This is a genomic window from Paenibacillus sp. FSL M7-0802 (assembly GCF_038004945.1).
Classification (GTDB): domain Bacteria; phylum Bacillota; class Bacilli; order Paenibacillales; family Paenibacillaceae; genus Paenibacillus; species Paenibacillus polymyxa_B.
In genome coordinates, this window is sequence record NZ_JBBOSD010000001.1 from 2,533,743 (window position 1) to 2,548,000 (window position 14,258).

The following is a 14,258-nucleotide window of genomic DNA, read 5'->3' on the forward strand; positions in this document are numbered from 1 at the left end:
AGAGCCTTCATGGCGAAAAAATGTATAAAGTTGCAAGGCTAGATGTGTCTAGTTCTTGATTCTGTACACTTTTCTCTACATAGAAGTATTGCTCCAAAAGAAAATCCTGTCAATGGCTTTACTCACATTTGAATAGAAAAAAACAAAAAAACCTGCTCAGCTCAGCGAACAGGTTTTGGAGCAGCATTATAATGTTTTAATATATCATTAAACCCTTGTTAAAAGAATGTCTATGATCTTCTCGCAATTAAATCTTGTTGGATAGAAGCTTCATTCTTTTCGAATTTTTTATAAAAAAACATAGGAATGATTCCGATCAAGAAGACGATAAATGGCAGCCAGATAAAGCTAAACTGAATGCCGGACAACGCCGTAGGGGTTTGAACTTTCCCAGCGATGTAACCAGTGCTGCCCATGATCCATGCTGGCAATAATCCGCCGATTCCGCTACCTGCTTTTATACAGAATGCGCTTCCAATCGAGGTCAGGAAACCACTTGCCCGAATACCATTTTTCCATTCCCCATAATCGACTGTATCTGACAACATCGCAAACGGCATAGAACATGCAAAGCCTGATCCTAACGCACCAATAATCCAGCCGATAATAATGAGGGTTAAGTCTGTACTTCCCATTAAAATCACGACTTGACCCAGCGCAGCTAATATCAATCCGATAATCATAATCGCATTTTTACTTAATTTTCTGGCGAAAAACGGAATCAGAACCATTGAGATCAACTGCAAGGAGGTCAGTCCATTGATTAAAGGCACTAAGTCCTTACTGTCCAGATTGTATTGCAGATAAAAGATTAGCGTTGCTGAACGAATATTCAAACCAATCCAGTAACACAGGTTGGCAGCTACAACGAGCATCCAGGGCCAGTTTCGTTTGATGGCTGTAAAGCTTTTAGCAATGGGAACGGATTTCGTTTTCACTGCTGCATTTTCTCGCAAATCGGCAAACGCTATGAAAAACATAATAATCGCCATGATTCCAAATAAAACGAGCGTTAAGGAAAATCCTTTTTGATCATTCCCCTGTCCAAAGAAAGCGACCAAAGGTAACGTAAACGTCGTGGCGATGAAGAAACCCACATTCCCCCCGACCATGCGGAAGGAGTTCAAGACTACGCGTTCATTAGAATTGGTGCTCAGATTAGGCAGAATAGACGTAATCGGCGTACTGATTCCGGTATAAAGGATACCTGCTATGATATACGTAATGGCGGCATATGCAATTTTGCCCGACTCACTCCAATTGGGTGTCGTAAACGTAAGGACCATGAACACAGCGAACGGAATAGCTAACCATAGAAAATAGGGTCTGCTCTGGCCGTATTTCGACTTGGTTCGGTCAATCAGGATGCCCCAAATCGGGGCATCAATGGCATCGATAAAACGGGTGATAAATAGTAATGTCCCGGCAATCCCGATAGAAAGACCGAATACATCTGTATAAAAATATAATAGATAACTGGAAATGACACAGTATAGTAGATTGCCTGCTGTATCCGTTAATGAATAGCTGATTTTACGATGAAAAGGAACGGTACTTGCTGCCTTTTCCGGTGATTCCGTACTCACAATTCTCGTACTCATGATCTTTCCTCTCCCCATGCGAATGAATTATGATTCATAAACCCATACACGCATTTCCCCTTTAGCCCGATTGCACCAGGCGTAGTAAGGAATGGCGGTAATTTGTTGAGGAACAAATTCAGGAGGCTCCGAGCTATATAATGCGTTCGAATTTTTTACCCGGTATCCCTCTATGGTCAACTTTACAATGCCACCCAGCTGGTTTTCGCTGAACTCTTCCGTAATGAGGCTATCCTTCGTCAATCTTAATCCTGCCAAATTCGCTCCATTATCCACTTCTTCCAGACAGAACACGACTGGGCCGCGTTGGAGAGCAATTTGCTGCTGGTTCATGGAGACAAGTGGATTGCTCCGAATGCGCTCAACTGGCATAGCCAAATGCAGAGTTACCACATCTCCGTCCTTCCAAGTACGCTGAATCTCGATATAGCCATTTTCCAGATGGTCTAATGACATAGCTTCCCCATTCACCTTCACCTCTGCCTGCTTGCACCAACCCGGAATCCGCAGTGCCCATTTGAAGGAAGTCGGCTCTGTTACGTGGATCGAAAAGGTTAGATCCGCATCCCATGGATAATGATGAGTTTGTGTAATTTCAACCTCATGACCAGATAAAGTCATGTTCACCTTGCTGGCAATATACAGATGCGTATACAACGTATCATCCGTTTGGGTGTACATATTGTCCTCAACCGATGCAATCATTCGTGCCAAATTGGGCGGACAGCAGGCGCAGAAGAACCATTTTTGCCGTTCTGTTTTTACATGCTCCTGATCTTTTCTGGATTTTTGAAAAGGATTAACCTCCAGCGGATTCACGTAGAAAAACCGTTTTCCATCCAGGTCCATCCCACTAATCGTTCCGTTGTATAGCGCACGCTCCAAAACATCGGCATATTTCCGGTCTGGCGCTAAGCGCAGCATACGATTGGCCCAAAAGGCCAGCCCTACAGAGGCACAGGTCTCACAGTACATGCTGTCATTGGGAAGATCGTGATGGCAAGTGAACGCTTCCGCGTTTACAGTAGAACCGATCCCTGCGGTGATGTACATTTTATGATTCGTTACATCATCCCACAGCGTTTCACAGGCTTGTAACAGGGAAGCATCCCCTGTTTTCGCGGCCAAGTCCGCCATCGCAATATACAGATACACCGCTCTCACCGCATGGCCGACTGCCTCTTTTTGTTCCCGCACAGGTTGGTGTGCTTGCTGGTATTCGAAGCCTAAGCCAAAATTAATGTTGTTATCATCATTCCAGGTAGGCTCTGTTTGAATATGTTTTCTCTTTTCTTGTTCCTCTGCAAAGTAAATAGGATGCTGTCCCCGCTGTTCAATAAAATATTGCGCTAATTTGAGATATTGATCCTTTGCAGTTACGTCGTATAATTTGATCAAGGCTAACTCAATTTCTTCATGTCCCGGGTAGCCTTTCCGTTTCCCTTCTTCCGTACCAAAAACCTGCTGAATCAGGTCTACGTATTTCTCCATAATGTGAAGAAACTTCGTTTTGCCCGTCGTTTCATAATAAGCAACAGCCGCTTCTATAAAATGCCCTGCACAATACAGCTCATGATTATCTCTTAAGTTGGTCCAGCGATTATTGGGTTCCTTCAGCAGATAGTACGTATTCAGATACCCATCCTCAGCTTGAGCTCTTCCCAACAATTCAATTACTTCATCAGCCCGCTCTTCAAGCGCAGGATTCGGATGATCCCTTAAGCTAAAGGCAACTGTCTCCAGCCATTTGGCAATGTCACTGTCCTGGAAAACGGTTCCATAATACTCCCCACTGGATTCCCCGGCTGCAATCCTAAAGTTCTCAATCGCATGACTGGGTTCTGTATCTGGTAATTCATCATTTAATGCTTTCCACTGATAAGGAATAACCTCTTCCGCCACAACCTGCTTATACTTTTTCCAAAATAAATCATCAACGATGACATGCTTAACTGGCTTTGCCGTTTTCATTGGATAAACATCCCTTCCTGGAAATAGAACGCTTTCATTTTTGAAAAAATAAGGATAAAGTAATGATAATATCGTACAAGCTAACCTGAGCTCCCCTTGCTACGTCCTTATTTTATCAACCTGAATTTATAAAAAAAATCGCGATCTTTAACTAAAACTTATACGATTTCACACACAAAGGAGCTGGCTTCCATGAGCAAAACAGACTTTCTATCATTCCTTGTCCCTCCGCTGCCTTATTTCATTGAGGGGAATTTTACTACATATCAAAAAGGGGATTGGCACCCGAATAGGTATAATCTGGGTTATTTTGACGTAATAATCATTAAAGAAGGATTGCTGCACATTGGCGAAGAGGACGAAGTGTGGAAGGTAACTGAAAATTACGCTCTCATTCTTGAACCGGATAAACATCATTTTCCCATTGAGGCATGTACAGAACAAACCTCCTTTTACTGGTTCCATTTTCAAACCAATAGCATGTGGTGCGCACAATCCTCGCCCAATCCTATTATACCCAGCACCCCCATTCCCGAGCTGCATTTTCATTCAGAACATACGACCATTCATTTGCCCAAAATTCAAAAAGTGGTGAATCCGCATGAGCTATTTTCGAAATTAGACTATTTACTAGCCTCTACTTTAAAACCTAGAAAGCTGGCACTATGGGAGGCCCAACAGACGTTTGTGAATGTTTTTCAGAGTTTGGAGTATGATCAGAATAATAAAGACAGCTCCTCTAAGTTGGCGGAACAGATCGAAATATACTTAAAACAGAATTACAAAAATACAATCACCAATAAGGATTTGGAGACCCATTTTCACGTACATCAGAACTATCTCGCCAGATGCATGAAGGTCGCCTTCCAGCGCACACCACTTGAGTATTTAATGGATTATCGCCTGGATCAAGGACGCAGTCTTTTGCTGCAAACTGACTGGTCTGTCCAACAAATTACCGAGGAAACAGGATTCTCCCAAGCAAGCTATTTCTCCAAATGCTTTAAAGAAAAGTTCGGAATGTCTCCAAAGAATTACAGACAACAATACTGGAAGCCAGTCCATTGAATGCTTACATCTCCTTTACATTCCTTTTACATTTTCATTGTATCCTTTTGATATTCTCGCTTTATACTGAGTCGGTTATATCATTTTCACTTCAGAAAAGGGGCATACATATGAAGTCAACTAAACTCGCATTATTAGCCATTTTAACGGGGGTTCTGGTATCACCAGAACTGACCCATGCGGCAGACATTCAGCCATCCGGGTATGCACCAATACGGACACAGGCAGATAAAATGGGGGCGACAATTACATGGGACAGTGATGACCACTCTGTTTTGGTCAAACTGAAAAATGGCATTGTCGGGACCTTTACAGTGGGTGAAAAGCAATATCGTCTAGCTGGACTAAGCGGAAAAGCGGACCGGGAAATTAAAATAGTGAATGGAAATGTATATCTTCCTACAAAACTTCTTACAGCGCTTGAAGCAGAGAACAACAAATATGCAGATCCAAAGGATGCAGTCCCCACCTATAAAGTGATCCCTTCTGCTGAAACAGAAGCTGTGGAGGATGGAGAAGACGCAGCCGACGACCCTGCAATCTGGCTCAACCCGGTCGAGCCAGAGAAAAGTAGAATTTTAGCAACCAATAAAGGCGGCGGGATTTTAGTCTATGATCTGGAAGGCAAGCAACTGCAAAACATGAAGGTCGGAAAAATGAATAACGTGGATCTTCGTTACGGTTTCACATTGGGCGGCAAAAAAATTGATATTGCAGGGGCAACCAATCGAACCAACAACACGATTGATATCTTTGCCATTGACGGTGCATCAGGAAAGCTGACCAACGTGGTTGGCAAACCCATTAAAGCATCTATGAAAGAAGTGTACGGATTCAGCTTATACCATAGCCTCAAGACAGATAAATTTTACGCGCTCGTGTTGGGCAAAGAGGGTGAATTTGAGCAATATGAGCTGACTGACGACGGAAGCGGCAAAATTGCAGGTAAGCTTGTCCGCCAGTTCAAGCTGAATACGCAATCCGAAGGCATGGTTGCTGATGATGAATATGGTACGATCTACATCGCTGAAGAGGATTACGCCATTTGGAAGTATAGTGCCGAGCCAGACGGTTCATCCGAGCCGCTGCGACGTGTTGATATTGCAGATGGGCGCAGACTTCACGATGACATAGAAGGACTTACATTGTATTACGGTAAAGATGGCAAGGGGTATCTCATGGCCTCCAGTCAAGGAAACAGTAGCTATGCGATCTATGAACGACAAGGCGACAATGCATATATAAGCAACTTTACGATCAGCGCGAGCCCTACCGTTGACGGTACGTCTGTCACAGACGGTATTGATGTTCTTGGCTACGGATTAGGCAAGAATTTCCCTCATGGTATCTTCGTTGCACAAGATGACGAAAATCTTCAAAACGGCAAAAAGTTAAATCAGAACTTTAAAATGGTGCCTTGGGAGCGAATCGCTACGGGAGCCCCTACCCCGTTAACGATAGACGATGGCATCAACCCGCGTGAATTGGTAAACAGAAGCACGCAGTAATGCCCTTCGGGGAAATCAACTCAACATTCCGACTCTATTCATAGAAAAAAGGGGTGTCCCAAAAGCCATAAAACAGCTGCTTGGGACACCCCTTGTTGCTTTTAAGCAGGATCGACTTGGGTACTCCGTATGGACGCTCCGTCCTCTCCGCTAATTTTAGTGTGAGTTATAACATCAAATGAGACTAAAACGTGCTTAGAAATGGTTGTTTTTATATCAATAATCGAAGATATTTATAACATCCAGTAAGATAAAAGTATTTTTTCTATAAGATACAGTGAGATAATATTATTAGCTGGTAGTTTCGTCGGAATTCCTTGCTTCACTCCTTAAGAGACAGAAAGATCCCAACACACCTATATGAGCAACACCGGAAAGCAATAAAGCTAAGGAACTTAACGACAGAACATGAACGTTTTATAAAGCTGTCCAAAGAATTCATCCAATGTAAAAGAAGAATATACCCGTTCTCAGTTTGATAGGAAACAATCGTCCGGGCACATCTCATGGCCTGTTCCCCAGCTTCCTTCGCCAATTCTGTAAGGCCGCTTGACTTAAAAAGTTTTTCAAGGGCAACGTATGCCGCCCAACATTTGCTTGCCAAGTACAGATTGGGACGGGTCTGGCACAGACACGACAGGCGAGTAGATGGAAACCATAAGGTCGCCCTCTTTACAAGTATCCGTAGACAACTTAAATTTACGCTGGATGCGATCTTTGGAAATTCGGCCAATTAAATTCATCATGTCTTGAATCATTTGGGCGTGTTCAATATCATAACGCTTAGCTTCATCTTCGCTATGTCCGAAAACGGGAGCGCTTCATACTTTCCTGGTACTTCCGTCTCCATAACAATAAAAATGTTCTTTGCCGGCGATTGACCAAGCTCCAAATCCAAACCGCCATTTGCACCTGGAAAGCCCAACGTGAAACTCGCGAATGCTCCGATCGGAGAGTGATGTGCGTTAAAAAACGCGTTATGGTTCATTTAGATTTCCCAAAAAATTTATTTCATGTTCAATTGCCACCCTAGCCTTCAAAATAACATTGCAGACTGCATGCTCCTTTTGGGGAGACGACTTTAGAAGAAATCCCGCTCTTTTCCCAACTACGATGATGGTGTGTCATCCCATCATACTCGCGAAACAATTGATAAAAATAGTTCATATCATGGCATTTATCCCCGATCACCAAATCAAACTTGTCCTTAAAATAGCGTTTGAACTAGTCACTTGCGAAACTCAAAGGAAACAGAGCTGTTGGATCTTAGGGACTCACCAGAATAGCTGTTTTTGTCCTTTTTTTAGCCCGTCACAGCGGGGCAGCACATATACCCGGTTTCATCTTTGTCCAGACTAGCCACCCCTTATATTGTCCCCCCGAACAACACGATTTTCGTTCTGCATTTCCTCCAGAAAATTTGGTTGACCCAATCCGTGCTTTGAAAAATCGGGCGTTCAGGGAAATACTAGTTCTATTTTGACACAACGATTATTCAGGAACTTCTTCCCGTCTTTTCTTTAAGTCATCCAGAATGCCAACGTACTGCTTCTCTAGTGAGTAGAAAAACAACAAAATAGCCATGCAAATATAAGTGAATAATGGCAAATAAATATTCATAACGATGATCATCGATTTTGCAGTATCTGTCTGTATTAATGCGCCCTCCTGATAATGCCCGAAAGCAAGCAACCAGCCAATGAGTGCCGTTCCAAGCGCCGTACCGATTTTACCACCGAAGGAGTTCACACTATTCGTCAACCCAATAATCCGTTGCCCATGCTTCCATTCGCCGTATTCAATCGTACTCGTCATAAGCGGTCCCAGCACAATCATCAGAGGAATCACACCAAACCCTTGCAGTACGGAGCCAGCCAGGCCAATCGGGATGCTGTTAAGATCAATGAATCGAATGAGAGAGCCCAGGATCCCAACTGCCAATCCAAAGATGGCAGTATTTCGCTGGCCCCATCGCTTGATGACAGGCCCGGAGACAGCAAAAACGAGTACCATCGGGATAAAAGAGAGCGCTCCCATGATCCCTACCAAATTAAGATTGCCCCAGATATACTTGGCGTAATACATCCCGGCTGAAGCGGATACAGCAAAATTAATATTCGAGATTAGTGCGATAAAAAAAATAATAAGCCAATATTTGTTCGTAAAAAGCAATTTAAGACCTTTTCTCATCGTATAGTTTTTCTTTATCTCACCAACATCTTTCAATTGTTGGGTATTATATCTTTCTTTAGAATAACGGAAGGTCAAAAAGATTCCAAGAGAAGCGATCAACCCCAGGATTGCTGTTAAAAGCGTCCATTCTTTCTTGCCTCCTCCAAGAGCATTGACAGCCGGAATGAAAGCCATGACGATGATGGCTCCTGTGAAATAATTAGAAGAGGCTCGTAATATCCCCATTAAGGTTCGATCCTGCTGGCTTCTTGTCGTTAAAGCCATTAGGCTCTGATAAGGAATCGATGTAGGAGTAAACACAAAAATATAAAATATGATGTTAGTTATAACAGCGTAAGTTATTTTTGCCCCTGGGCTTAGATCGGGAACGCTGAACAGCAGCAAAATGGATACAAATATCGGGATGATCATTCTTAGCAGCCAAGGGCGGGCTTGACCGTGCTTAGAACGAGTTCGGTCTAGAAGTACCCCCATTCCGATATCTGCGCCAGCGTCTAGAAGCTTGGTAAATAACAAGGCTGTACCTACAACACCAGCCGAAACTCCAACAATGTCGGTGTAGTAGAATGTCATCAGACCTAATAGGGCTGTCATGATACTTAAAGCAATTGAACCTGCCGAATCACCGATTAATTCTTTAGTCGTAAGTTCCCGTTCCATCCAAAATTCAACTCCTTCGGTTAACATCCAAATATACGACAAAAGATTCAGAGAAGAAACTCTTCTCACGCACCACAGTCGCCTTGTCTCATGCTGTCATATTGAATTTGGAGCTCGCGCGGATACCGAGGAGGAATCGATGAATCACTTACCTCACCGAGTTATTTTCTTCGACATCTCACAGTATCCAAGCGGAACGGGATATTTATCCGCAACATTCTAATTGAAAGTCATCCAGTATAGATTCAACACCCTGGTTCTGGTGGTATCCACCGGGTCATTCACAAGACGGGCACAGTTAAGCTACCTTCTCTTTCAATGTCATGCTTGCCAATAAATCTTCCATTCTTTAATCCACGTTCAATTCGGCGTTCTTACATGCAATCAACATATTTCATCCCTGAACCTACTCATGCAACTTGTAAACATCATTCGGTATCCGCATACAACTAGCTATCGAACGGGTTCCAGAAGTCAGCTTGGCCCATTCTGAGTGATATGGATTAACTGCGATTACAACGTCAGCCCACCGTCAACCACGACGACCGAGCCGGTCATATAGCTGGATTTGCCTGAGGCTAGAAACACGACCATCTCGGCAACTTCAGCCGGATCGGAGAATCGTCCCATCCTCATGGAAGGGAATTCCTCCGGCATATAGCCACTCTCTTGCATCATGGCTGGGACTGTCTGTGTCAGCGCCGTATCGACGCCGCCAGGGCAAATAGCGTTGACCCGAACGCCTTTTCTTACGTATTCTATCGCTGCAGATTTCGTCAAGCCAATCACAGCATGCTTGCTTGCGGAATAGACGGCCATACTGTGTTCGGAGCGAATACCCGCGGTCGAAGCAGTATTGATGATCGAGCCATAACCCTGCTTGCCCATAACCTTCAGCACATGCTTCAAGCCAAGGAAGACGCCACGGACGTTGACGTTGATGACTCGCTCGAACTCGGACAGTTCGATGTTCTCCAGCAAATTGAATTGTTGCAGAACTCCTGCGTTATTAAAGAAGGCGTCGATTCGTCCGTATTCGTCGATGGTTGCCTTCACGTACCGTTCGACATCTTCGTTTTTTGAGACGTCGGCTTGCACAAAAAGACCCTCACCGCCTTGTTCACGAACAAGGCGTAACGTTTCTCCACCCGTCTCCGCATTGAAGTCGACGACAACAACGTTGAATCCAGCCTTGGAAAGCTGAAGCGAGGCGGTACGACCAATGCCACTGCCTCCCCCAGTGATGATGGCGACGGAACCAATCAGTACGGTTCTATCAAGAAGTTCACCAGTTTTAGTCTCGTTTGCCGGGCTTCTCTCATGAGGCTTCGTTTGAACGCCTTCTTCTCCGATGTCAGTCAGATCGGAAACGATAGCCGTGATCAACTCTTGGGGCATATTGGCTTGCGGGATGGCGGCCAGTTGCTTAAGCGACATGCCCTTCCCCATGCTCGCCATCGGATTGGTCGAGATTCCGGGCAAATGCTTCTCCAGCACCGTGGTCGCAGCTTTGTTCGCCAGCAATTCGCTTAATTTCGAGTTTTCGTTAAAGGCCATTTGTGATTCCTCCACTCTTTGGTTTTTTCAGCGTCTGCGTCTGTCATCGAACGCAGCCCAACCTTGCATTGATTCGTAAACGGCATGGAACGAAGCGATGAGCTACGGTTCATTACAATAAATGAAATTAAAGCAGATCATTTTTCCAGTTTAGCGGTATTAATACTGATTTTGCAGCCACCCCTGCTCAATGCTTTTTCCCATATCCTGTTCCAATTTGGTAACATACCACCCTTTATAATTCTGTCTGGAAACCCAAACCAATGCATGAAAAATGCTCCATACAGAATCCGGTGTATAAATGCATACGTCCGTCATCATCCACTAATACGCTTGGATCAAATTGAAAGGTATCTCCCTCTTTATCGCCCAGCAATGTGCCATCGACATAATGGACATGTCCGTAAAATTAATACTTGCCAGCAGGAGTATCACTTACAGCAACGGCAATTACTCCTAGTAAATCAAAAGCATAATAAAGATAATATCTTCCATCCGGTCCCACTTGAACGTCTGCTGCATATAACATCCGCTTCTCAGGATCATTGCACATCGGATCTTGCATTTTCTCGTAAATGACTCCTTCGTACTTCCAGTTCCCCAAGTCATTTACATCCGCAGACCAACATATATAATTGTTCTCGAAAAACGCTATACCATTAAACTTAACATGACTGCCATATATATAAACTCTGTCACCAAAGACATATGGCTCACCATCCGGTACATATTCATATCTGGGTAAAAATGGATTTATTGCTTGTTTCGTCATTCTGCTGTCTCCCTGATAGCTTCCCTTTGAGTAGAGTCATATATTACATTGAAAAATCTCGTACCCAAAGAGTTAGCTCACATCCTGATGGAAAGTCCGAATTCCACTATAGTGCGTTAATTGTAACGGATTGCGGAGTACAGCCTTCAGCAGTGACTGTCAAGGTGATGACGCCTGCGCCGGTTGGACGCACAACCGCCAATGCTTTGCCGTCGAAGGTGGTATTCTCCTTCTCGAAGTAATTCTCTTCGGTTGCGGGGTTGGCACTGCCAAAGCCCTGAATCAAGCCAGGCCCATCAATCATCACAGAAACCTTCCGGTCCATGGTGTTAAACAGATTACCTTGCTCGTCTTCCAGGCTAATCATTACGAAAGCCAGGTCACTGTCGGATGCGGCAATCTCTGTTCGGTCCGCTTCTACTGTGAGCATGACGGCACCGCTTGCCGAATGGAGTGTCATCCTGCCGGTTTCTTGTCCGCTAACGTAAGCCACCGCCGTAATTTCGCCCGCTTCATAGATGGTGTCGAATTCCGCTATAAAGCGTTGTCCTTCGCCCGCTTCAGCTTTTCCGACCGAACGCCCGTTTACCAGCAACTCGACTTCTTCTGCATCGGCATAAACTTCTACTTTAATTGGCTTACTCTCATATCCGCTCCATGACCAGCTAGAGACAGAATCGCTCCAGCTCCATTTCGACAGAGAGGCTTTTTTAGAATAATGTTCAGGCCGCTGTATAGCGATATACGGAGCCGTGCGAAGACTGAATACGATCTCACGGTAATAGGATACGGGTCTCCGGTTGCCAAGAATATCAATGTCGCCGCACCAGCCTGTAATCCACGGGTACATGCCTTGATTTGAGGGGGATGAGCTATCCACATCATATTGGACTCTTCCTATCCCCGCTTCCCCCAGGTAATCCCATCCCGTCCAGGTAAAATCTCCAATGATCTGGCTAAGCTCTTTCACGAATTTCCAGTTAACATCGATTTTTTTCGGAAAAGTCTCGCTCCCGACGATAATCCGGTTAGGAAACTGTTCTATATCCTTAAGGTATCGTGATTCTGCATAATTGTAGCCCGCAATATCCACACATGCGAACGATTCTGCCGTTTGCGTCGTACATAATTCGCTATTAACAATCGCCGCGAGGATGTCACCTAAATTGTTCATCGTTGTATTGATGCCGGAGTCTTCACTGATGTTAAAGTGGCCAGAAGTAGCCATTTTAGGCAATTCCTTCATTACGGCCAGCAAGAAATTAACCGAGTTCGTGGTAAAGCGGGTAGGATCAAGGGAGTGAATCTTCTCCGCGATCTTGCGTCCCCACATTGAACCGATGGAGCTGCCCGTTTCCGGAATTTCGTTACCGATGGAATACATAATTACGCTTGGGTGGTTAAAATCTTTATCCACCATCGCTTGTACATCCTTTTCCCACCAAACGGGGAAGCTCAGCGCATAATCATATTCGGTTTTGGTAGAACTCCACATATCAAAGCTCTCGTCCATAACCAGCATGCCAAGACGGTCGCATGCGTCGAGCAGCGCTTTGCTCATCGGATGATGCGCGCTACGCAGCGCATTGAATCCTGCCTGTTTCAGAATCTCGACTCGCCGCTCCTCGGCTCGATCAATGGTAGCAGCACCAATCACGCCATTATCGTGATGAATACACGCACCGCGCAGCTTGACGACCTTCCCGTTTATGCATAACCCTTGATCCGCATCCAATGTTAGCGAACGAATGCCGAAGGTCGTTGACTCCTGGTCCACTTCTTCCTCGTCGGTCTTAACCGTCGTTCTGCACGTATATAGATTTGGCTCGTCTACATTCCAAAGTTTGGGGGACTTTACCAGAATGGACTGACGAAGCGTTGCCGGCTCGCCCGCAAAGGTCGTGACCGGAGCAAGATCAGAGGCAACAACCGTTCCATCCGCATCGATAATCTCAGTCAACACCTGCACCGTTAAAGTGCTTAAGCCTTCATTTTCAATCACTGTCGCTACTTTTACGACTGCTCGGCCGTCAGATATCTCAGGCGTGGTAATCTTCACACCATCCAAGGCAATATGCGTGAGATTCCCTACGATCAGCTTGGTATTCCGGTAGATGCCAGCCCCTGTATACCAACGGGAGTCTTTGTAATTATTAGTGATAACACGGATCTCATTTTCTTGGCCATATTTGAGGAAGCGGTCAGTCTTTACATAGAAATTGCTGTATCCAAAGGGATGCTGACACGCAAAATCTCCGTTAATGTATACCATCGCTTGATTGTATACGCCTTCAAACTCGATGGTGACCCGCTTGTTCCGGTACTCCTCGGGTACAAAAAATGACTTTTTGTACTCATATTCTCCTTCCGGATAACAAGCGATACTCGGGCTGCCGTCTTTCAGTCTCTCCTTCTCCCACATCGCATCATGCGGCAAAGTAACAAGCTTATGCGGCTTTTTATCCGTATCGATCTCACCAAAGTAGCTAGGTTTTGGGCCAACCAGCCAATCAGCATTAAAAGATGTTTTAATCATTTCTAAGTCATCCCCTTCTTTTATATCAGAGCTTGAAGTTTTCTTTATTGTTCGTTCTTGGATTTACAGGGCCACACTAGTCTGTATCTCAAGTTTATATTGGTTACGTGAAGACATCTTCGACGTTGTAGGACCCTGGAAATAATTTGGTACATCCATTTCTCCTTCACCTTCCATAAAGGAAACCTCTTCCTGAAGAAGTCTTGTTCGTGGATATGCATTTTCCTTCTTAAGATTCAGATCGTGCCAAGCTTCAGTGAAATGGGCAAAGTAAGAACCAAACAGGACAATTTTCTTGACTCCCGCCTGCTTAGCCAAGCGCGCCAGCCGCTGAGTCGGGAGCACATCCGATGCCTCCTAAAATAAATATTTTTTTCATACTCGTACACTCT

The 14,258-nt window shown here is 44.6% G+C and carries 9 protein-coding genes and 1 pseudogene; 2 read left to right on the forward strand and 8 right to left on the reverse strand.

The window, feature by feature from the left end:
• Positions 1 to 230: 230 nt before the first annotated feature.
• Together MHB54_RS11835 and MHB54_RS11840 are read right to left on the reverse strand one after the other, a co-directional pair.
• Positions 231 to 1,601: an MFS transporter gene (locus MHB54_RS11835; protein WP_023986522.1), complete on the reverse strand. Its 1,371-nt coding sequence runs from the start codon at positions 1,599 to 1,601 to the stop codon at positions 231 to 233.
• Between the two features lie 27 nt (positions 1,602 to 1,628).
• Complete coding sequence (locus MHB54_RS11840; protein ID WP_264454296.1) at positions 1,629 to 3,572, reverse strand: glycoside hydrolase family 127 protein; 1,944 nt, start codon at positions 3,570 to 3,572, stop codon at positions 1,629 to 1,631.
• A gap of 192 nt (positions 3,573 to 3,764) precedes the next feature.
• Here MHB54_RS11840 and MHB54_RS11845 point away from each other — a divergent pair, with 192 nt between their 5' ends.
• Positions 3,765 to 4,640: a helix-turn-helix transcriptional regulator gene (locus MHB54_RS11845; RefSeq protein WP_023986520.1), complete on the forward strand. Its 876-nt coding sequence runs from the start codon at positions 3,765 to 3,767 to the stop codon at positions 4,638 to 4,640.
• A gap of 110 nt (positions 4,641 to 4,750) precedes the next feature.
• The gene (locus tag MHB54_RS11850; RefSeq protein WP_023986519.1) at positions 4,751 to 6,148 is read left to right on the forward strand and encodes a phytase; all 1,398 of its coding nucleotides are present in this window, start codon (positions 4,751 to 4,753) and stop codon (positions 6,146 to 6,148) included.
• 566 nt (positions 6,149 to 6,714) lie between these two features.
• Here the strand turns inward: MHB54_RS11850 and MHB54_RS28715 are convergent.
• The 6 genes and pseudogenes from MHB54_RS28715 to MHB54_RS11885 all read right to left on the reverse strand — a co-directional run bounded on the left by MHB54_RS28715 (position 6,715) and on the right by MHB54_RS11885 (position 14,211).
• Positions 6,715 to 7,136, reverse strand: a pseudogene (locus tag MHB54_RS28715) (glycoside hydrolase family 52 protein).
• A gap of 503 nt (positions 7,137 to 7,639) precedes the next feature.
• Positions 7,640 to 9,001 carry an MFS transporter gene (locus MHB54_RS11865; RefSeq protein ID WP_023986517.1) on the reverse strand — a complete coding sequence of 454 codons (1,362 nt, stop codon included), beginning with the start codon at positions 8,999 to 9,001 and terminating at the stop codon, positions 7,640 to 7,642.
• A gap of 513 nt (positions 9,002 to 9,514) precedes the next feature.
• A complete protein-coding gene (locus MHB54_RS11870) occupies positions 9,515 to 10,267 on the reverse strand; it encodes an SDR family NAD(P)-dependent oxidoreductase (RefSeq protein WP_023986516.1) in 753 nt (250 codons plus the stop codon).
• A 700-nt stretch (positions 10,268 to 10,967) separates the two neighbouring features.
• Positions 10,968 to 11,330 carry a hypothetical protein gene (locus MHB54_RS11875; RefSeq protein ID WP_052405430.1) on the reverse strand — a complete coding sequence of 121 codons (363 nt, stop codon included), beginning with the start codon at positions 11,328 to 11,330 and terminating at the stop codon, positions 10,968 to 10,970.
• A gap of 106 nt (positions 11,331 to 11,436) precedes the next feature.
• Positions 11,437 to 13,866, reverse strand: a complete 2,430-nt coding sequence (locus MHB54_RS11880; RefSeq protein ID WP_023986515.1) for a glycoside hydrolase family 2 protein — start codon at positions 13,864 to 13,866, stop codon at positions 11,437 to 11,439.
• A gap of 63 nt (positions 13,867 to 13,929) precedes the next feature.
• Entirely contained in the window at positions 13,930 to 14,211 is a 282-nt protein-coding gene (locus MHB54_RS11885) for a hypothetical protein (RefSeq protein ID WP_023986514.1), read from the reverse strand.
• Positions 14,212 to 14,258 lie beyond the last annotated feature (47 nt).